The 18,977-nt window shown below is 72.8% G+C and carries 17 protein-coding genes and 1 pseudogene; 13 read left to right on the top strand and 5 right to left on the bottom strand.

What is annotated here, in order from left to right:
• The first annotated feature begins 194 nt into the window (after positions 1-194).
• Positions 195-1,163, top strand: a complete 969-nt coding sequence (locus ACF07S_RS11540) for an acetylxylan esterase (RefSeq protein ID WP_391964052.1) — start codon at positions 195-197, stop codon at positions 1,161-1,163.
• A 293-nt stretch (positions 1,164-1,456) separates the two neighbouring features.
• Positions 1,457-2,200: a GntR family transcriptional regulator gene (locus ACF07S_RS11535; RefSeq protein WP_391964053.1), complete on the top strand. Its 744-nt coding sequence runs from the start codon at positions 1,457-1,459 to the stop codon at positions 2,198-2,200.
• 237 nt (positions 2,201-2,437) lie between these two features.
• On the opposite strand, the gene ACF07S_RS11530 is transcribed toward ACF07S_RS11535, so the two are convergent.
• Positions 2,438-3,166, bottom strand: a complete 729-nt coding sequence (locus ACF07S_RS11530) for a class I SAM-dependent methyltransferase (RefSeq protein WP_391974077.1) — start codon at positions 3,164-3,166, stop codon at positions 2,438-2,440.
• A gap of 349 nt (positions 3,167-3,515) precedes the next feature.
• Between ACF07S_RS11530 and rho the strand changes: the two genes are divergently transcribed.
• The gene (rho, locus tag ACF07S_RS11525) at positions 3,516-4,655 is read left to right on the top strand and encodes a transcription termination factor Rho (protein WP_391974076.1); all 1,140 of its coding nucleotides are present in this window, start codon (positions 3,516-3,518) and stop codon (positions 4,653-4,655) included.
• Between the two features lie 113 nt (positions 4,656-4,768).
• On the opposite strand, the gene ACF07S_RS11520 is transcribed toward rho, so the two are convergent.
• Both ACF07S_RS11520 and ACF07S_RS11515 read right to left on the bottom strand, forming a co-directional pair.
• The gene (locus ACF07S_RS11520; protein WP_391974075.1) at positions 4,769-5,785 is read right to left on the bottom strand and encodes an asparaginase; all 1,017 of its coding nucleotides are present in this window, start codon (positions 5,783-5,785) and stop codon (positions 4,769-4,771) included.
• An 82-nt stretch (positions 5,786-5,867) separates the two neighbouring features.
• On the bottom strand, positions 5,868-6,539 hold the full coding sequence (locus ACF07S_RS11515) for a FadR/GntR family transcriptional regulator (protein WP_391964332.1): 672 nt from the start codon (positions 6,537-6,539) through the stop codon (positions 5,868-5,870).
• Between the two features lie 168 nt (positions 6,540-6,707).
• Here ACF07S_RS11515 and ACF07S_RS11510 point away from each other — a divergent pair, with 168 nt between their 5' ends.
• The 4 genes and pseudogenes from ACF07S_RS11510 to ACF07S_RS11495 all read left to right on the top strand — a co-directional run bounded on the left by ACF07S_RS11510 (position 6,708) and on the right by ACF07S_RS11495 (position 9,507).
• Positions 6,708-7,805 carry a fatty acid desaturase family protein gene (locus ACF07S_RS11510; RefSeq protein ID WP_391974074.1) on the top strand — a complete coding sequence of 366 codons (1,098 nt, stop codon included), beginning with the start codon at positions 6,708-6,710 and terminating at the stop codon, positions 7,803-7,805.
• Between the two features lie 145 nt (positions 7,806-7,950).
• Positions 7,951-8,138 (top strand): annotated as a pseudogene (locus tag ACF07S_RS11505) (substrate-binding domain-containing protein); the annotation flags it as partial.
• A 133-nt stretch (positions 8,139-8,271) separates the two neighbouring features.
• Complete coding sequence (locus tag ACF07S_RS11500) at positions 8,272-8,610, top strand: VOC family protein (protein ID WP_391974115.1); 339 nt, start codon at positions 8,272-8,274, stop codon at positions 8,608-8,610.
• 507 nt (positions 8,611-9,117) lie between these two features.
• Positions 9,118-9,507, top strand: coding sequence for a MarR family winged helix-turn-helix transcriptional regulator (locus ACF07S_RS11495; RefSeq protein WP_391964057.1), 390 nt, complete (start codon positions 9,118-9,120; stop codon positions 9,505-9,507).
• 16 nt (positions 9,508-9,523) lie between these two features.
• Here the strand turns inward: ACF07S_RS11495 and ACF07S_RS11490 are convergent, their stop codons facing one another.
• Positions 9,524-9,925 (bottom strand): SseB family protein, encoded by a 402-nt coding sequence (locus tag ACF07S_RS11490; protein WP_391964058.1) that lies wholly within the window; start codon positions 9,923-9,925, stop codon positions 9,524-9,526.
• Between the two features lie 199 nt (positions 9,926-10,124).
• Here ACF07S_RS11490 and ACF07S_RS11485 point away from each other — a divergent pair, with 199 nt between their 5' ends.
• Entirely contained in the window at positions 10,125-11,570 is a 1,446-nt protein-coding gene (locus ACF07S_RS11485) for a glyceraldehyde-3-phosphate dehydrogenase (RefSeq protein ID WP_391974073.1), read from the top strand.
• A 146-nt stretch (positions 11,571-11,716) separates the two neighbouring features.
• Positions 11,717-12,685: a hypothetical protein gene (locus ACF07S_RS11480; RefSeq protein WP_391964060.1), complete on the top strand. Its 969-nt coding sequence runs from the start codon at positions 11,717-11,719 to the stop codon at positions 12,683-12,685.
• Between the two features lie 185 nt (positions 12,686-12,870).
• Here ACF07S_RS11480 and ACF07S_RS11475 read toward each other — a convergent pair whose 3' ends face one another.
• Complete coding sequence (locus ACF07S_RS11475; protein ID WP_391974072.1) at positions 12,871-14,592, bottom strand: FAD-dependent oxidoreductase; 1,722 nt, start codon at positions 14,590-14,592, stop codon at positions 12,871-12,873.
• A 235-nt stretch (positions 14,593-14,827) separates the two neighbouring features.
• Here ACF07S_RS11475 and ACF07S_RS11470 point away from each other — a divergent pair, with 235 nt between their 5' ends.
• The 4 genes from ACF07S_RS11470 to ACF07S_RS11455 are packed head-to-tail and all read left to right on the top strand — an operon-like array spanning position 14,828 to position 18,959.
• The gene (locus ACF07S_RS11470; protein WP_391974071.1) at positions 14,828-15,952 is read left to right on the top strand and encodes a SchA/CurD-like domain-containing protein; all 1,125 of its coding nucleotides are present in this window, start codon (positions 14,828-14,830) and stop codon (positions 15,950-15,952) included.
• 30 nt (positions 15,953-15,982) lie between these two features.
• Positions 15,983-16,450, top strand: a complete 468-nt coding sequence (locus tag ACF07S_RS11465) for a cupin domain-containing protein (RefSeq protein ID WP_391964063.1) — start codon at positions 15,983-15,985, stop codon at positions 16,448-16,450.
• Entirely contained in the window at positions 16,447-17,715 is a 1,269-nt protein-coding gene (locus ACF07S_RS11460; protein ID WP_391964064.1) for a beta-ketoacyl-[acyl-carrier-protein] synthase family protein, read from the top strand. The genes ACF07S_RS11465 and ACF07S_RS11460 overlap by 4 nt, the downstream gene beginning before the upstream one ends.
• Positions 17,712-18,959, top strand: a complete 1,248-nt coding sequence (locus ACF07S_RS11455; protein WP_391964065.1) for a ketosynthase chain-length factor — start codon at positions 17,712-17,714, stop codon at positions 18,957-18,959. Before ACF07S_RS11460 ends, ACF07S_RS11455 begins: the two co-directional genes overlap by 4 nt.
• Positions 18,960-18,977 lie beyond the last annotated feature (18 nt).

Here is an 18,977-nt window from a genome sequence, read left to right as displayed (position 1 = left end):
AGAGGAAGCCGCCGGAGTCGCCGTCCCGTACGGCCGCCCCCGCCCGCGGCCGTCGAACACGCCCGCCGACACACCGTCAGAAATCGCTTTCTATGCTTCCACCTGGGGTTTCCCGAATCACCTCTGGTGATTCATCCGATGATCCACGTACGGTGTCATCGCTTCCCACGGTCTCCTCACGAAGGCGGTTCCCGATGGCCCTGTTCGACCTCCCCCTCGACGAACTACGCGAGTACCGCAGCGCGTCCACGGCGCCCGAGGACTTCGACGCGTTCTGGTCCAAGACGCTCCGGGAGGCGCGCGAGCACGAGCTGGACGCCCGTTTCGAACCGGTCGACACGGGGCTGTCCACGGTGCGGGTCCTCGACGTGACGTTCGCCGGGTTCGGCGGCCATCCGGTGAAGGGCTGGCTGACGCTGCCCGCCGGCGCCGAGGCCCCGCTGCCGCTGGTGGTGGAGTTCATCGGTTACGGCGGTGGCCGCGGTCTGCCCCACGAGCATCTGCTGTGGGCGTCCACGGGACGTGCCCACTTCGTCATGGACACCCGGGGCCAGGGCAGCGCCTGGGGCGCCGGCGGCGGCACCGGGGATCCGGTGGGCGGCGGGCCGGCGTACCCCGGGTTCATGACGCGCGGCATCGACGCACCCGAGAACTACTACTACCGCCGGGTCTTCACGGACGCCGTGCGCGCGGTGGAGGCGGCGCGTTCGCATCCGCTGACCGACGCGAGCCGCACGGTGGCCGTGGGGGCCAGCCAGGGCGGGGGCATCACCCTCGCGGTGGGCGGACTGGTCCCGGATCTGGCGGGCATCGCGCCGGACGTGCCCTTCCTGTGCGACTTCCCGCGCGCGGCGACCCTCACGGACCGGCACCCCTACCGGGAGATCGGCCTCTACCTCAAGACGCACCGCGGCCGCACCGGGGAGGCGCTGCGCACCCTGTCCTACTTCGACGGTGTGCACTTCGCCGCGCGCGGCCGGGCCCCCGCCCTGTTCTCGGCGGCCCTGGAGGACCAGACCTGCCCGCCCTCGACCGTCTTCGGGGCGTTCAACGCCTGGGCCCACGACGACAAGGCGATCGAGGTGTACGACTTCAACGACCACGAGGGCGGCGGCCCGTTCCAGGAGGCGGCCAAGGTCCGCTGGATGCGCTCGTACGCCTGAGGCCGTCCGGGCGCGGATCCGTACGCGCGTCCGCGAGCCCGCGGGGTGCCCGTGCGGCCCGTCACGTGCCGTGGAGCCGGTCGCCCGTCGCCTTTCGGTCAGGGCGGCGGGGCGGCGCGTGCCGCGCCGGCCGCCCGCAGGCGTGGTGTCACCGGGATGAGAGGGGGGCCGGACCCGGTGCTGTTCCGGCCGATCTGCCGGGCCGCTCTTCCCTCATGGTTTAGACCAATGCTAGATGTGGTGGCGCAACGAGCCCGCACGGCTACGGAACGTCACCCACAGGAGGCCGCGGCATGGCCCGCACCACCCCGCACGACCCCCCGCTCGCCGCGGGGGAGCCCCTCTACCGGCGGATCGCGGCGGAACTCATCGGCGAACTGCGCGACGGGACCGTTCCGCCCGGCGAACGCCTCCCGGGGGAACGGCAGCTGGCCGAACACTTCGGGGTCAGCCGGGAGACCGTACGGCAGGCGCTCCAGATGCTGCGCCGTGACGGACTGGTCGCCACCGACCGGCGGGGCAGCCACGCCTCGCTGCCCGGCCCGCCGGTGGAGACGCCCGCCTTCGCCGGCTTCCCGGTCGGCGCCCGGTACGCCGGCCACGAGGCGGTGACCAGGGCGACCGTCGCCTGGGAGACACCGCCACCCGGGCACGCCAAGGCCCTTCTGGTGGCCCCCGCCCGGCCGACGCTGGTCCACCGCTACTGGTCCGCTTCGGCCGACGGACGGGATCTGCGGACGGCCGTGACATCGTTTTCCGCGGTGGCGCTGGCGGAGGTCGAGGAGCTGGGCCGCTACCGTGACCGCGCCGACGGCACCGGCGCCGCGGAGCTGCGGCGGGCGTACGACTGGATGCGCCGGGCGGGTCTGACGCTGCACCACCGCGACACGATCACGCGGACAGCCGGGACACCGTCCGTCCGGGTCACCCGTCGGGTGCACGACCAGCACGCTCGCCCGCTGGAGATCACCGAACTCGTCATGGACGCCCAACAGGACGCCCTGGTCTACGAGTTCACGGTTCCGGCCGCGGTGTGACCGAGCGGGGCACGAGCCCTCCCTGGTGACACGGGCCCGGCGGCCCGGCGCGGGCGGCGAACCGTTCCGTACGGCGGTCGGACCGCGTCGGCGCCCCGGCCGCCGTGCGCGCCCTCCCGGGACCGCACCGGACCGACAGGGGGCTCGGCATGTCACGTCATGGCCGCACGGCCCGCCCCAGCCGGGTGAGCCGGAGTACCCGGCACCCCGTCCCGGTGGGCCGGAAAACCCGGACGGCTAGGCCCCGGGGCGGCGCGCGACGACCAGCCGCACCTTCGGACTGCCGTCCCGTCGCCGTCCGAACTCGGGCAGCGCCCACAGCTCCACCGGGAACCCGGCGCGCGTGAGCTCGCGCAGGATGTCGCCGAAGCGCAGGGCGCGGTAGTACATGACGAACGGCGGACGCCGGACGGCGTTGCGCACCCGCATCACGGCGTCGAAGCCCAGCAGCATCCCGTAGGTGAACGAGCCCGGCCGGGGCGGCGCCACCACGGGGAAGACGAAGAGTCCACCCGGTCGCAGCACCGAACGGACCTGTGCGAACAGTCCCGGCAGCTCGTGCGGCAGGAAGTGTCCGAAGGCCCCGAAACTGACCACGAGATCGAAGACCTGCCCGAACGGCAGCGCCCGGGCGTCCGCCCGTACCCAGGTGACCGGCGGCTCCGGCGGCCGGGTGCGCTCCCGTGCGACGTCCAGCATCCCGGCGCTGAAGTCCACGCCGGTGACCCTGTCCGCGCACACCTGCCCCAGCACGTCGACACCCGCGCCGGTACCGCAGCACAGGTCGAGTCCGGAGCCGAAGGTCCCGTGCCCCCGCAGCGCCGAGGCGGTGGCGTCGAGCACCGAGTCGGACGTGCGGAAGGGCGTGTGGTCGAATGCGGGCGCGAGCAGGTCGTAGCCGCGTTCCACGGACGACAGTGCCTGGACGGCCAGTTCGCGCAGGCGGGGGCCTTCGGGGCTGAACATCGGCTCAGCCTAGGCGAAGCGGATGCCCGGCGCCCGCTCACTTCGCGCCGGACACACCACCGCGCCGGGTGGTAGGCTGTAGGCGGCATTCGTGGCACGCCCTTGCTGGGGCGCCGGTGCCAGTTCCGTTCCGAGGCTCTCCTCGGTTTCGCGTCACCCCCTCGGTTCGCCGACCCGCCCGTCGTTTCCGACCGGTGTACCGGCTTTCCCGCACCACTTCGCCGGCAGGACTTCTCCGCCGCCCGGGGGTGCCGTTCCCTCCGCCCGAGGCGCGTATCCGCCCTCTCCGCGCGGTTTCCCCCTCCCCACCGCATGTCCCCGCCCGTCGTCCGCGAAAGGACCGATCCCCGTGACCACCACCGCACTCGGCCACCCTCCCGTTCAGCAGCAGCCCCTGTTCGCCTCCGGCGTCCTCGACATCGACTCCGCCGGCAAGGGGCACCTGCGCGCCGGGAACTGCCTGCCCTCCCCTTCCGATTCCTCCGTCTCCCCCGGGTTGATCCGCCGCCACGGCCTGCGCAGGGGCGACCAGGTGGAGGGCGTCCGCGGCGAACGGCGCGGCCTGACCGGGATCGCCCGGGTCAACGGCCGTACCCCCGACGCGCTGCGCGGCCGGCCGCACTTCCACGACCTGACGCCCCTTCACCCCGACGAGCGCCTGCGCCTGGAACACCCGGCGTCCGCACTGGCCGGACGGGTCGTCGATCTGCTCTCCCCGGTCGGCAAGGGGCAGCGCGGACTGCTCGTGGCCCCGCCCAAGGCCGGCAAGACCGTCCTCCTGCAGCAGCTCGCGGCCGCCGTCGCCGGCAACCATCCCGAGTGCCGGCTGATGGTCGTCCTGCTCGACGAACGGCCCGAGGAGGTCACCGACATGCGGCGCTCGGTGCGCGGCGAGGTGTACGCCTCGACCTTCGACCGGCCCGCCAAGGAACACATCGCGCTCGCCGAGCTGGTCGTCGAGCGGGCCAAGCGGCTGGTCGAGGCGGGCGAGGACGTCGTCGTGCTGCTCGACTCGCTGACCCGGCTGTGCCGGGCCCACAACAACGCGGCCGCCTCCGGCGGCCGCACGCTCAGCGGCGGTGTCGACGCGTCCGCGCTGCTCGGGCCCAAGCGGTTCTTCGGCGCCGCCCGCCGGGCCGAGGAGGGCGGCTCGCTCACGATCCTCGCCACGGCCCTGGTGGAGACCGGCTCTCGCGCCGACGACTTCTACTTCGAGGAGCTCAAGAGCACCGGCAACATGGAGCTCCGGCTCAGCCGCGAGGCGGCCGCCCGCCGGCTGTTCCCGGCCGTGGACATCACCGGCTCGGGCACCCGCCGTGAGGAACTGCTGCTCACGCGTGCCGAGTTGACCGCCGTACGAGGGCTGCGGCGGGTGCTGCGGTCCCGGGACGGGCAGACCGATCTGGAGACGTTGCTGACGCGGATGCGCGAGACCCCCGACAACTCGGCGTTCCTGCGGCGCGTCCGGCCGACCCTGCCCGGGGACTGACCCCGCGCCGGAGTGCGGCGTCCGCGCGCTGCCCCGGCCGGGTACCGGCCGGGGCAGCGCGCGGTTCCGGGGTCCTTCCCGCGTGTGCGGCATGGCCGCCGGATCCGCAGCGGTCAGTCGCCGGCCGGGGAGGTGAGCGGGTCCAGCGCGGGCACCGGCCGTATCGCGCCGACCGGCCTCCCGCCCCCGAGCAGCGGTTCTCCCGCGAACCGGGTGAGCAGGGACGTGTCCACGCCCGCGCGGGCGAGTGCCGCCGCGGTGACCGGGACCCGGGCCCGGCCGGCGCCGTCGGCTATCTTCACGGCGACGGCGCGGCCGTCGGGCAGGGCCGCGACCTGGACGCCCTCGAACCCGTCCTTGGCGAGCAGTCCGGGGACCGCCCGCATCAGCGCGGCCACGTCCCGGCGGGATCCGGACGCCATTTCGGCGTGCTCGCGCATCGCGTCGGCCACCCGGGCCTCCGGGGTGCCGGGTGCGGCGGTGGTGATCCGGGCGGTGGCGCGGGCGAGGCCGTGCAGGGAGACCGCGAACAACGGCGCGCCGCAGCCGTCGACGGTGACCGTCGCGAAGCGCTGCCCGGTGAGGTCCTCGACGATCTCGGCGACCGCCTGCTGGAGGGGGTGGGCGGGGTCGAGGTAGTCGTCGAGGGACCAGCCGTTCAGCCGGGCCGTGTACAGCATGGCGGCGTGCTTGCCGGAGCAGTTCTGGGCGAGCCGGGAGGGCCCGCGGCCCGCACTCACCCAGGTGTCCCGGACGGCCGGGTCGAGCGGCAGGTCCGGGACGTTGCGCAGGTGGTCCTCCGTCAGTCCGGCGAGTTCCAGGATCCGCCGGGCGCCGGTGAGGTGGTGCTCCTCGCCGGAGTGGCTGGCCGCGGCGAGCGACAGCAGCTCGCCGTCGAGCGGGAACCCCGCCCGGACCATCGCCACCGCCTGGACGGGCTTGAGCGCGGAACGCGGGTAGCAGGCGGCCTCGATGTCGCCGAGCTGGTAGCGGACCTCGCCGTCGGGGCCGAGGACGACGACGGAGCCGTAGTGGACGCCCTCCACGACTCCGCCGCGTATCAGGTGGGCGACGGGCGCGTGGAGGGGCTCGCGGATGAGGGGTGGGTCCGCGGGAAGACTGCTGTTCATCACTGCCTGGGGTGGTCGTGGGCCGGCGCGGGGGTCGTGCGTCGGCTCCGGTGGTGGAGGTGCTCACGTCGGCGGGGCGGGCTCAGGGGCCCGGGGTCGCCTTCGTTCCCGTACGCGCGGGGCGCACGATGTCGGTGAGGGTCGTCTCGACGCGGTCGAGGTGGTGGGTCATGGCTTCGGCGGCGTCGCGCTCGGAGCCGTCGGTGAGTGCCTCGACGATGGCCCGGTGCTCGCGGTTGGACTGCTCGCGGCGGCCGCCGAGCTGGTCGAGGAAGGCGGACTGGCGGGCCAGCGCGTCCCGGATCTCCTCGATGACCCGGCGGAACACCGGATTCTGGGCGGCCTCGGCCACGGTGAGGTGGAAGAGGGTGTCCATCGCCACCCACGCGACGGTGTCGGTCTCCCGCTCCATGCGGTCCAGGAGATGGGCCAGATGGTCCAGGTTCTCCGGGGTGCGGCGCCGGGCGGCGTATCCGGCGACCGGGATCTCGATGTGCCGGCGCACCTCCAGCAGGTCGCTGGCCGCGTAGTCGCCGAAGGTGGGGTCCTCGACGGTGCCGGCGACGACGAAGGTGCCCTTGCCGGTCCTGGACACGGTCAGGCCCATCGTCTGCAGGGCCCGCAGCGCCTCGCGCAGCACGGGCCGGGAGACCTCGAGGGTGCGGCACAGCTCCGCCTCGGAAGGGAGCTTGTCGCCGATCGCGTACTCGCCGCGTTCTATGGCGCCGCGCAGGTGGGAGAGCACCGCTTCCATCGCGCTGACGCGCCGCGGCCCCACCTCACCTGTCTGGCTGTCTGACAGGTTCACGGGGTGATCCTGCGGCCGGCGTCCGGTCCCTGTCAAGGCGGGTGGTGCCATCCGCACCCCTCTTCGGGGGCCACCACCATGTCGCGCCCGGGGCATCGTTCCCATGCTGAACGCATGACCGATTCGACAGTGCTCACGGATGCCTCCTCCCCGCGTGACGGCGAAAAGGGGAGCGGAATCCAGCGGGAAAGAGTGCGCGGTAAAGGCGGGGGCGAAAAGGGGAGCGACTTCTCCGAACTGTCCCGGCGCATAACCGACGCGGGGCTGCTCGGGCGGCGTCCGCTGTACTACACGGTGCGCTTCGGGGCCGTGGCACTGGCTCTCGCGGGAGGTGTCGCCGCCTTTGTGGTGCTGGGCGACAGCTGGAGCCAACTGATCGTCGCCGCCGCCCTCGCCCTGGTGTTCGGCCAGCTCGGACTGGCAGCGCACGACCTGGCCCACCGCCAGGTGTTCTCCCGCCGGCGCCCCAGCGAGACCGGCGGGCTGCTGGTGGCCAATGTGCTGCTGGGCATGAGCTACGGCTGGTGGATGAACAAGCACACGCGCCACCACGCGAACCCCAACCACGAGGAGAAGGACCCGGACGTCGCTCCCGACCTCCTGGTGTGGTCACGGCGGCAGGCGGGACGGGCCAGGGGGCCCGCGCGGTTCATCGGCAAACACCAGGCGGTTCTTTTCTTTCCCCTGCTGACTCTCGAGGGCATCAATCTGAGTGTCAGCAGTTTCCGTGCTCTGCGCCGTCCGTCGACGAAACGGCCGGTGCTGGAGGGAACACTGCTCGCCGCTCACTTCGCCGTGTATCTCGGCGGCCTCCTCCTGGTCCTCTCCCCCGGCAAGGCGCTCGCGTTCATCGCCGTCCACCAGGGGCTGTTCGGGATCTACCTCGGTTCGGTGTTCGCCCCGAACCACAAGGGCATGCCGATGATCGAGGAGGGCACCGAGCTGGACTTCCTGCGCCGGCAGGTCCTCACCTCGCGCAACGTCGACGGCGGTGTGCTGATCGACGCGTTCATGGGCGGGCTGAACCACCAGATCGAGCACCACCTGTTCCCCAGCATGCCGACGCCGGCCCTCGGCAAGGCCCAGGTCATCACCGAGCGGTACTGCGCGGAGCTGGGCATCCCGTACCGCCGGACGGGGCTGCTCGCCTCGCACCGTGAGGCCCTGCGCCACCTCAGGCAGGTCGGGGCGCCGCTGCGCGAGGCGGGCTGAGGGGGCCTGGCGTCCAAGTCCCCCACCGGGGGTGCCTCGTCCGGGACGACCCGGCGCTCCGGACCGGCGCCCCGGGAGTCGCGGCTCCGCCCGACGTCACAGCGGGGCCGGCACCCCGTTCGTCCGGAGCGCGGTCGCGGCGTACCCGGAGGACGTCGCGGTCGGCGGCTTCGACGACTCCCCCGCCACCGTCGCCGCGAGCCCCGGGCTCACCACCGTCCGTCAGTCCTGGGACCGCGTCGCGCCGGGACGGCGCGGGTGCTGCCGGCCCGGATCGGCGGCGAGGATCCGGCGGCGGTGATCCTGCCGGCGGGGCGGCCGAAGCAGGCGTCCACGTGCGGGGCGTCCCCGGGCGGGTCAGGCGGTCAGGCGGTCAGGATCGGAGAAGCCCTACGCCCCTCCCCCGGCCTAGCGTGAAGTGACCGGCGCACTCGGGTGCCGGGCCCGCTTCGAGGAGGAGTACGTCATGATCGGCGGCCTGAAGACGATCGTCTACCCCGTCAGGGATCTCGGCTCGGCGAAGGAGCTGTTCCGCACCCTGCTGGGGGTGGATCCGTACGCGGACGAACCGTACTACGTCGGTTTCCGGGCCGGCGGTCACGAGATCGGCCTCGACCCCCACGGCCACGCCAAGGGCATGACCGGGCCGGTTCCCTACTGGAACGTGACCGACATCAGGCGGACGCTCGCCGAGTTGGTGGCGGCGGGGGCGAAGCCCGTGCAGGACGTACGGGACGTGGGCGACGGCATGCTGATCGCCTCGGTGCAGGACGCGGACGGCAACCTGGTCGGTCTGGTCGGCTGACCGCGCCGTCGGGGGGCGGCCGGCACCGGGGGCCGTGGGAGGCTGTGCCGCTTGGTCGCGCGGCGTCGCGAAGATCCCGTGGCGGGAGGATGCCCGCGCACGGGCGGGCCCGGCCGTGCCGGCAGGCGGTGGGGCACGCGCCTCGCGCCCTTCGGCACATCCTGCCGATGTGCCGGGCTCGCGCCCGCTCTCCGGTGTCCTCCGGGCGGATCCGCCCGGCCAGGCGGTGCCGGTGGGGGATGAGGGTGTGGCTTCCCGGGTCGTCGTGGCTCCGCGAGTCCGGGACGAGGGCGTCTCCCCCGGGCTCGGGGTGATCCGTCCTCCGCGGAAGCCGCAGCGCCGGACCAGTGACTCCGGGGCGGCAGGCCGGGTGCCGAGCCGCACCGGCACCGGACGCACCCGTGACAGCCGTCGTGCCGGGTACGGACCGGACGCACGCGCCTGACCTGCTGGAACGGTCCGTCGATGCGCGGTCGTCGCACATCGGACCGGTGTTACCGTTCGGGTATGGCAGCGGAGACGGCCGACGTGCGGCTCGAGGAACGGTGGCGTGACATTCTCGCGGTGCACGCGCGCACCCTGGGTGAGATCGACCGCGCGCTGCACCCGTACGGTGTGGGGGCCTCCGACTTCGAGGTGCTCGATCTGCTCGCGACCGCCGCGCCCACGGACGGCGAGCAGTGCCGGGTGCAGAACCTGGTGGGCCGGGTCCACCTCAGCCAGAGCGCGCTGTCCCGCCTCATCGCCCGGCTGGAGAAGGACGGCCTGGTCGAGCGCAGCGTGTGCCTGGAGGACCGGCGCGGCGTGTATGTGACGCTCACGTCCAAGGGCCGCGACCTGCACGCCGAGGTACTGCCGGTGCAGCGCGCCGCCCTGGCCCGCGCGCTGGGCGAGTAGCGCGCGGGCCGTCCGGTCAGGGGCGGGCCAGCAGTGTGCGCACTCCCTCCGAGGTGAGCGTCAGACGGTGCTCGGAGTTGCCGTCGATGGTGAGTGACAGGTCGTCGGCCGGCCACTGGGCGGCGAGCGCGCCGAGCGGGACCAGACGGTACCGGGAGACGAACGGCAGCAGCCCGGCCATCTCCAGTTCCGAGGTGAACACGGGCACCACCTGGGTGCCGCCCGGCTGCTCCAGCACCGGGAGGGCCACCGCGCCCGGGTCGGCGGCCTCCTCGCCCGCGTCGTCCGGAACCGGGATCAGCACGTCGCTGTCGGCGAGGGCGTCCAGCGCCGTCGTGTCCTCGGTGTTCTCGGACAGGGCGTCCAGGGCCCGCTGGGCGGGCGTGGGGGCGTTGTTCTCGTGAGCGGGTGTTTCCATGACAGATTCCCTGCTAGCGGCGGTCGTACGGTCCGCCCGGGACCTGGTCCGCCCCGGTCACGGTGCTGCACGCGTACCCGATCGCATGGGGCGCAACCCTGCGCGCTCCGAGGCGTTCGCACGCCCCCTGGCACCCTCTCCGGGTCCTCCATCCCTCACGGCTATCATATGAGCACCCTCTAGCTCGAAAGATGATGCTGTGACTGTCAACGAAGACTCGTTCACCAACTGGAAGCACCGCGAGGAGATCGCGGAGTCGATGATCCCGATCATCGGGAAGCTGCACCGCGAGCGGGACGTCACGGTCCTGCTGCACAGCCGCTCCTTGGTGAACAAGTCGGTGGTCAGCATCCTCAAGACGCACCGCTTCGCCCGGCAGATCGCCGGTGAGGAACTGTCGGTCACCGAGACGCTGCCCTTCCTGCAGGCGCTCACCACGCTCGACCTCGGCCCGTCCCAGATCGACATCGGCATGCTCGCGGCGACCCACCGCGCCGACGACCGGGGCCTGACGGTGGCCGAGTTCACCGCCGAGGCCGTCGCCGGCGCCACCGGCGCCCACAAGGCCGAACGCCGGGAGCCGCGCGACGTCGTCCTCTACGGCTTCGGCCGGATCGGCCGTCTCCTCGCCCGCCTGCTCATCGAGAAGTCGGGCTCGGGCAACGGCCTGCGGCTGCGCGCCGTCGTGGTCCGCCGGGGCGGCGAGCAGGACATCGTCAAGCGGGCCTCGCTGCTGCGCCGCGACTCGGTGCACGGCCAGTTCCAGGGCACGATCACCGTCGACGAGGCGAACAGCACGCTCGTGGCCAACGGCAACACGATCAAGGTGATCTACGCGGACGACCCGACGGAGATCGACTACACGGCGTACGGCATCAAGAACGCCATCCTGATCGACAACACGGGCAAGTGGCGTGACCGCCAGGGGCTTTCACAGCACCTGCGCCCCGGTGTCGACAAGGTGGTGCTGACCGCGCCCGGCAAGGGCGACGTGCCCAACATCGTGCACGGCGTCAACCACGACACCCTCAAGCCGGACGAGCGGATCCTGTCCTGCGCGTCGTGCACCACCAACGCGATCGTCCCGCCGCTGAAGGCGATGGCCGACGAGTACGGCGTGCTGCGCGGCCACGTGGAGACGGTCCACTCGTTCACCAACGACCAGAACCTGCTGGACAATTACCACAAGTCCGAGCGCCGCGGCCGCTCCGCACCGCTCAACATGGTGATCACCGAGACGGGGGCCGCCTCGGCCGTCGCCAAGGCGCTGCCCGACCTCGACGCGACCATCACCGGCAGCTCCATCCGCGTCCCCGTGCCGGACGTCTCGATCGCGATCCTCAACCTCCAGCTGGCCCGCGCGACCAGCCGCCAAGAGGTCCTCGACCACCTGCGCAACGTGTCGCTGACCTCGCCGCTGAAGCGTCAGATCGACTTCATCAGCGCCCCCGACGCGGTGTCCAGCGACTTCATCGGCTCGCGCCACGCCTCGATCGTCGACGCCGGCGCCCTGAAGGTCGAGGGCGACAACGCGATCCTCTACCTCTGGTACGACAACGAGTTCGGCTATTCCTGCCAGGTCGTCCGGGTCGTCCAGTACGTCTCCGGCGTGGAGTACCCGACCTACCCGGCCCCGGCGGTCTGACCGGGCGTCAGCAAGCGGAACCGGGGTGGGGCCCGTGAGATGTCCGGCCCGCCCCGTTCTGCCTGCGGGCCGTTCGGTAAGGGGCAGATCGGTAACGATCGTCCCGCGCGGGTTGTCGTGGCACACGAAGTTCCTAGTCTTCCTGCATGCCCCTCTTCAGCAGTCGTTCCAGCAGACGTCCCCGTATCGTGCCGGCCCTCGACGATGCCGAGCTGTCGCGCGTACTGGGGCGGTTGAGCAAGCGGAACGGGAGCGGCAAGGCCGCCGACGTGACGCTCGTCGTCAACCTGCTGGAGGAGACGGGGGACGACTGGGACCGCCGCAGCCATCGGGTGTCGGTACTGGCCGAGGCGACGGCGGACGCCGGGATCGCGGCGGCCTGGCTGGACAGGGAACCGCAGAACGCGGACGCGCTGGTGTTCCACTCCTGGACCGCGCTGGCGCGCGGTCTGCGCGACGGACACCTGGAGGACGCCGGGCAGTTGGTCTCCCAGTGCCACCGGGCCGCCGGGCTGCGGCCGGAGGACCCGCTGCCGTGGGTGGTCCTGCTCGGTGCCGCGCGGATCGAGCGGTACGGCCAGCACGAGGTCAACGCCATCTGGCGGGAGGCCACCGGACGCGACCGCTGGCACCGTGAGGCGTATCTGCAGATGCTCGCGTATCTGTCGCCGGAGGAAGGGGGTTCCAGCGCCGCCGTCCTCGACTTCGTCGACGTGGTGCGCACGCGCATCCCGGCCAACGCGCCGTGTGCCGCCGTCGAGCTGACCGCGGGTGTCCGGCAGTACCAGGGGCTGCTGGCGCAGGGGGGTGTGCGGGCCATGACGGCCGGTCAGCTGTGGGAGGGCGGGCAGATCGCGGCGGCGCTGGAGCAGGCCGCCGCGCTGTGGGCGAAGCCGGGCTTCTTCCAGCACGCGGGGGCGCCGGCCGACCTGAACGTGCTGGCGTACGCGCTGTGTGCGGCCGGGCGGGCCGCCGACGCGCACTCGGTGTTCCAGACGCTGGAGGGCATGGTCACACCGTGGCCGTGGGACGTCGACGGCCCCGCCGTCCAGCGGTTCGAGCAGCATCTGGCCAAGGCGGAACGGGGCCGGCAGGGCGGTATCGGAGGAGCCTGAGGCCACCGGAGGCCGCTGCTCACCTCACCGGCTCCGCGCCGGTGAGGTGACGGACCCGCGCCGAAGCCCGCGCCGGACCCGCGCGCCGGACCCGCGCCGGGGTCACGCCGGTCATGGGCCGGGGTTCGCGCCGGACCCGTGGCGGGGCCGTGCCGGTCCTGCGCCGGGCTCCGTGGCAGGGCGCGTCAGTCGCGGGCCAGGACGGTGGTGATCGCGTCCCGCAGGGTCTCCGCCGGGTCGGCGGGCGGGGCGTCGGAGCGCCAGGCGACGAAGCCGTCGGGGCGGACCAGCACCGCGCCGCCCGGACCGACGCCGTGGGCCAGGGCCCAGTCCGCCCCGTCCTCGGGCGTCAGGTCCGCCCGGGGCCCGTCGCCGATCCGGTACGCGTCGAGCGGGACGGACAGCTGTGCCGCCACGCCGGCCGCCGCCTCGTGCCAGACCCCGCTTTCGGAACTCAGCAGGACCAGCGACCGCTCGTAGAGGTCGAGCGTGGAGATCCGGGTGCCGGCCCGGTCCAGCCACAGGTGCGGGGCCCGGCTGCCGGGCTCGCCGGTCAGCATCACGCCCTCGGGGATGATGGGCGCCGCCGGGTCGGTGCCCAGGACCGCGCCGCGCGGATAGCGGTAGCAGAGCGCCACGTTGAGGATGCCGCCCGCCTTCATACCGGGGCCGCCGGGACCACCGGGACCACCGCGGCCGGCGGGACCGGCAGGACCACCGGGGCCACCCGGGCCGGGGGCGGGGGCCCCGGGAGCAGGGGTGTAGCCGGGGTGGCTGTGCTCGCTCGAGCGGGAGGAGGCACGGGCGCTGGTCGCCTCCGCGACGGGCCGGCGTTCGGCGTCGTAGGACTCCAGCAGCCCGGGCGCGGCCCAGCCGCCGAGCACGGCGGCCAGCTTCCAGGCGAGGTTGTGGGCGTCCTGGATCCCGGTGTTGGAGCCGAACGCCCCGGTGGGCGACATCTCGTGGGCCGAGTCGCCGGCCAGGAACACCCGGCCGTCGGCGTAGCGTTCGGCGACCCGCTCGGCGGCGTGCCAGGCGGCCCGGCCGGTGATCGTCACGTCGAGATCCGGCACCCCGACGGCCCGCCGGATGTGGGCGGCGCACCGCTCGTCGGTGAACTCCTCCAGCGTCTCCCCGTGCTCGGGATGCCAAGGGGCGTGGAAGACCCACTTCTCCCGGTTGTCGACCGGGAGAAGTGCCCCGTCGGCGTCCGGGTTGGTCAAGTAGCAGACGATGAACCGCCGGTCGCCGACGACACCGGCGAGGTCACGGGAGGTGAACGTGAGGCTCACGTTGTGGAACAGGTCGCCCGGGCCGTTCTGCCCGATGCCCAGCGACTCGCGGACGGGGCTGCGCGGGCCGTCCGCGGCGACGAGGTAGTCCGCCCGGATCCTGGTGTGCTCGCCGGTCTCCCGGCTCTTGACCAGAGCGGTCACGCCCTGGGCGTCCTGTTCGAAGGACATCATCTCCGTTCCGAAGCGCAGGTCCCCGCCGAGTTCGTGGGCTCCTTCGAGGAGCACCGGTTCCAGGTCGTTCTGGCTGCACAGGCACCATCCGCTGGGGCTGAAGCGGGCGAGCCCGCCGCCGGGGTCGATCTCCTGGAGCAGCCACTCGCCGGCGTCGTCCACCAGGCTCGGGGTCTGCAGGATGCCGTGGTTGCCCGCCAGGACCGATGCCGCCCGGCCGATGCGCCGCTCCAGCCCGGCCGTCCGGAACAGCTCCATGGTGCGCACGTTGTTCCCCCGCCCGCGCGGATGGATCGACGTGCCCGTGTGGCGTTCGACGAGCGTGTGCGGCACGCCGAGGCGCCCCAGGAACAGGGACATGGACAGGCCCACCAGAGAGCCGCCGACGACGAGGACCGGCGTGCGGTGCTCCGCTCGGCCGGCCATATCCGATCGATTCATTGAAACGCCTCCAGCATGGCCCTCGACGGGCCGAGGAAAGGGGGGACGCACCTTTCATGCCCGGTGCGGGCCGGTTCGCGCCCCGGCGGCACCCGGATGGCTCGCGGTTCACCCACCTGCCCCGCGTCGCTCGCGCACTGCGGAGAGTCGCGTCAACGATCGACTCATGGCGACCCCGGCTCTTTGGACGCGGCGGTCGTTCCCGGCCTTTTCGAGAAGAGGAGAGGTACGCCGGATGACCATGTCGGCACGCGTATCGCAGTCGGCGTTCGACGGCTCGAGGCTGCGGGTGATCCTGCTGCTCGACCTGTACGAGGGCGCCCAGGAGCAGTTCCTCGACGCGTACGAGTACATGCGCACCAAGGTCGCGTCCGTCCCCGGGCACATCAGCGACCAACTGTGCCAGTCGATCGAGAACCCGTCGCAGTGGCTGATCACCAGCGAGTGGGAGAGCGCCCTGCCGTTCCTCGCGTGGGTGAACAGCGAGGAGCACATCCAGATCGTCCGGCCGATGCACAGCTGCGTCCGGGACACCCGGTCGATGCGCTACAGCGTCCTGCGCGAGACCCGCCCGGAACGGCCGCTCACTCCCGAGGCCGCGCAGGCGGGCCTCCAGAAGGCGGCCCGCGTGGGCGTCGGCATCACCCGCCACGCCCTCACTTTCACCGTCAAGCCGGGCTCCGAGTCCAAGGTCACGGAGATCCTGGCCAACTACGAGGCGCCCGAGACGCGGATCAACGGCATCACACGGCTGCACCGCACCTCGCTCTTCATGCACGGCAACCGCGTCGTACGAGCCGTGGAGGTGGAGGGCGACCTGCTGGCCACGCTGTGCCACGTGGCCAGTCAGCCGGAGGTCCAGGCGGTGGAGGAGGCCATCGATCCCCACCTGGAGCACGACCGGGACCTGAGCGAATCCGACTCCGCGCGGATGTTCTTCACCCGGGCGGCGCTCCCGGCCATGCAGCACGTGGTGGCCGGCCGCCCGGAACCCGCCCGGCTGCGGCGGCACATGCTGTACTACCCGGCCGTACCGGGCCGCGGCCTGGAGCTGGCCCGTTTCCTCGCCCGCCAGGACGAGGCCGCCGCGGACGAACCGGACGGCCCGGTGTACGCGAGCACCGTCTTCCAGCGCGACGACATCGTGGTCCGCCTGATCGACGTCACCGCCGAACTCGACCTCGACCCGCAGGCCGCCCTCGGAGTCAGGGGTCCGGGGAAGGCGGCCGAGCTGGAGCGCCTGCTGGACCGCGCCGCCATCGGCGTCGAGGGCTCCCTGGACTCGGAGCGCAACCTCAACCGGCTCCTGTCGCACGCCGACATGATGCCCGTCACCGACCGCAGCTCGGCGGTTTCCTGACGGTCACCGCCCCATCCGGAGGTATCAACCATGTCCCCACAGCATCCACGCATCGTGGACCTGAGCGAGACGGAACCCAACCGAAGGCGCGGAGGCGACCTCAGGACCCTCCTCACGCCGGCCACCGTGGGTTCCACCAGCGGTTTCATGGGCCTGGCCATCATCCAGCCCGGCGAGCGCATCGGTGAGCACTACCACCCGTACTCCGAGGAGTTCGTGTACGTCGTCAGCGGCGCGCTCGAAGTGGACCTGGACGGCGAGCCGTTCCCGCTCCGGACCGACCAGGGGCTGCTGATCCCGGTCGACATGCGGCACCGCTTCCGCAACGTCGGCGACCGGGAGGCCCGTATGGTCTTCCACCTGGGTCCGCTCGCCCCGCACCCGAGCCTCGGCCACGTCGACACGGAGGAGCCCGAAGGCGCGGTGGCCGGACCGCAGCTGTCGGTCGGCGGGCCGGAGCACGGCCGGCCGTCCGAGCCCAGTGGAGCCATAAAGTGACCCGGCGAGTGGCCGTCACCGGCATAGGTGTGGTCGCTCCCGGCGGCATCGGAGCGACGGCGTTCTGGGACCTCCTCGCGGCCGGCCGCACCGCGACCCGCGGCATCTCCCTGTTCGATCCGGCCGGCCTGCGCTCGCGCATAGCCGCCGAGTGCGACTTCGACCCCTACGAGCACGGCCTGGACGCGGACCTGTGCCGGCGCGCCGACCGGTACATCCAGTTCGCCGTGGTCGCCGCCGAGGAGGCGGTCCGCGAGGCGGGGCTCGACACGGGAACCCGGGACCCGTGGCGCACCGCGGTGTCCCTGGGCAGCGCGGTCGGCGGCACCACCCGCCTGGAACAGGACTACGTGCTGGTCAGCGAGCGCGGCCGGCGCTGGGACGTGGACCACGAGAAGGCCGAGCCACAGCTGCACACGGCGTTCCAGCCGAGCACGCTCGCCTCGGTCGTGGCCGAGCGTCTCGGCGCCCGGGGCCCGGTGCAGACCGTCTCCACCGGCTGCACCTCCGGGCTCGACGCGGTCGGTTACGCCTTCCACACCATCGCCGAGGGCCGGGCCGACGTCTGCGTCGCGGGCGCGTCGGACTCGCCGATCTCACCGATCACGATGGCCTGCTTCGACGCCATCAAGGCGACGTCCCCCAACAACGACGACCCCGAGCACGCCTCCCGGCCCTTCGACGCCCACCGCGACGGTTTCGTGATGGGCGAGGGCGCGGCGGTGCTCGTCCTCGAGGAGTACGAGCACGCCCGGGCCCGCGGCGCGCAGATCCACTGCGAGGTCAGCGGCTACGCCACCTACGGCAACGCCTACCACATGACCGGTCTGACCAGTGAGGGACTGGAGATGGCCCGGGCGATCGACACCACGCTCGGCCAGGCCCGGCTCGACCCCACCGCGATCGACTACGTCAACGCGCACGGTTCCGGCACCCGCCAGAACGACCGGCACGAGACGGCCGCCGTCAAGCGGTCCCTGGGCGCGCACGCCTACGAGACGCCCATGAGCTCCATCAAGTCGATGGTGGGTCACTCGCTGGGCGCGATCGGCGCGATCGAGGTGGTCGCCTGCGTCCTCGCGCTGAAGCACCAGGCGGTGCCACCGACGGCGAACTACGAGACTCCCGACCCGGAGTGCGACCTGGACTACGTGCCGGGCACCGCGCGTGAACGGAGGCTGAGGAACGTGCTCTCCGTCGGCAGCGGTTTCGGCGGCTTCCAGTCCGCGGTACTGCTGACCGGGGCGGGCGGGAGGACACGATGAGTACTCAGCGCCCCCGGCGCTCGGCCATCACCGGCATCGGTGTGGTCGCGCCCAACGGACAGGGGACCGACGCCTACTGGAAGTCGGTCAGTGAAGGCCTCGGCGTGCTGGACCTGATCACCCGCGAGGGCTGCGAGCACCTGCCGCTGCGCGTGGCGGGCCAGATCAGGTCCTTCGACGCGGCGGCCCTCATCGAGGACAGGTTCCTGGTCCAGACCGACCGGTTCAGCCACTTCGCGATGGCGGCGGCCGCTCTCGCCCTCGACGACGCCGGCCTCGGCAGCGGCCACCCCGCGGAACCGTTCTCGATCGGGGTGATCACCGCCGCGGGGTCCGGAGGCGGCGAGTTCGGCCAGCGCGAACTGCAGAAGCTGTGGGGACGGGGCTCCAAGTTCGTCGGCCCGTACCAGTCCATCGCCTGGTTCTACGCCGCGAGCACCGGCCAGATCTCCATCCGGGGCGGCTTCAAGGGGCCGTGCGGGGTGGTGGCGAGCGACGAGGCGGGCGGTCTGGACTCCCTCGCGCACGCGGCCCGTGCCGTGGCGCGCGGCACCGACGTCATGGTGGTGGGGGCCGCGGAGGCGCCCCTCGCCCCGTACTCGATGGTGTGCCAGCTCGGCTACCCCGAGCTCAGCACCGTCGAGGACCCCGACCGTGCCTACCGCCCGTTCACCGAGAAGGCATGCGGTTTCGTGCCCGCCGAGGGCGGTGCCCTGCTCGTCGTCGAGGACGAGACGCGGGCCCGCGAGCGCGGAGCGCCCGTGCGGGCCGTCGTGGCCGGCCACGCCGCCACGTTCACCGGGGCCTCGCGCTGGGCGGAGTCCCGGGAGGGGCTGGCCCGCGCGATCCGCGGCGCCCTCGACGAGGCGGGCTGCGCACCGGAGGAGATCGACGTCGTGTTCGCCGACGCGCTGGGCGTCCCGGAGGCGGACCGCGCCGAGGCGCTGGCGATCGCCGACGCCCTGGGCGGGCACGGCACCCGGGTCCCGGTCACGGCGCCCAAGACCGGCATCGGCCGCGCGTACTGCGCGGCGCCCGTGCTGGACACGGTGGCCGCCGTGCTCGCCATGGAACACGGCCGGATACCTCCCACGCCCCACGTGTTCGACATCTGCCACGACCTCGACCTGGTGATGTCGCGTGCTCGCCCCGCCGAGCTGCGCACCGCCCTCGTCCTCAGCAGGGGACTGATGGGCTCCAACGCGGCGCTGGTCGTGCGCCGCGGTGACGAATCCGCCCGGTAGGCACCGGGCGGGGAAGGA

It is taken from the genome of Streptomyces sp. NPDC016640 (assembly GCF_043076215.1).
In the GTDB taxonomy this organism is placed as follows: Bacteria; Actinomycetota; Actinomycetes; order Streptomycetales; family Streptomycetaceae; genus Streptomyces.
The sequence above is the reverse complement of the archived record's forward strand: the minus strand, read 5'-3'. Positions and strand labels throughout refer to the sequence as shown.

Coding starts and splice junctions, on each gene's coding strand:
- ACF07S_RS11540 (WP_391964052.1), top strand. CDS start 195: ATGGCCCTGTTCGACCTCCCCCTCGACGAACTACGCGAGTACCGCAGC.
- ACF07S_RS11535 (WP_391964053.1), top strand. CDS start 1,457: ATGGCCCGCACCACCCCGCACGACCCCCCGCTCGCCGCGGGGGAGCCC.
- ACF07S_RS11530 (WP_391974077.1), bottom strand. CDS start 3,166: ATGTTCAGCCCCGAAGGCCCCCGCCTGCGCGAACTGGCCGTCCAGGCA.
- ACF07S_RS11520 (WP_391974075.1), bottom strand. CDS start 5,785: ATGAACAGCAGTCTTCCCGCGGACCCACCCCTCATCCGCGAGCCCCTC.
- ACF07S_RS11515 (WP_391964332.1), bottom strand. CDS start 6,539: ATGGAAGCGGTGCTCTCCCACCTGCGCGGCGCCATAGAACGCGGCGAG.
- ACF07S_RS11510 (WP_391974074.1), top strand. CDS start 6,708: ATGACCGATTCGACAGTGCTCACGGATGCCTCCTCCCCGCGTGACGGC.
- ACF07S_RS11500 (WP_391974115.1), top strand. CDS start 8,272: ATGATCGGCGGCCTGAAGACGATCGTCTACCCCGTCAGGGATCTCGGC.
- ACF07S_RS11495 (WP_391964057.1), top strand. CDS start 9,118: ATGGCAGCGGAGACGGCCGACGTGCGGCTCGAGGAACGGTGGCGTGAC.
- ACF07S_RS11490 (WP_391964058.1), bottom strand. CDS start 9,925: ATGGAAACACCCGCTCACGAGAACAACGCCCCCACGCCCGCCCAGCGG.
- ACF07S_RS11480 (WP_391964060.1), top strand. CDS start 11,717: ATGCCCCTCTTCAGCAGTCGTTCCAGCAGACGTCCCCGTATCGTGCCG.
- ACF07S_RS11475 (WP_391974072.1), bottom strand. CDS start 14,592: ATGAATCGATCGGATATGGCCGGCCGAGCGGAGCACCGCACGCCGGTC.
- ACF07S_RS11470 (WP_391974071.1), top strand. CDS start 14,828: ATGACCATGTCGGCACGCGTATCGCAGTCGGCGTTCGACGGCTCGAGG.
- ACF07S_RS11465 (WP_391964063.1), top strand. CDS start 15,983: ATGTCCCCACAGCATCCACGCATCGTGGACCTGAGCGAGACGGAACCC.
- ACF07S_RS11455 (WP_391964065.1), top strand. CDS start 17,712: ATGAGTACTCAGCGCCCCCGGCGCTCGGCCATCACCGGCATCGGTGTG.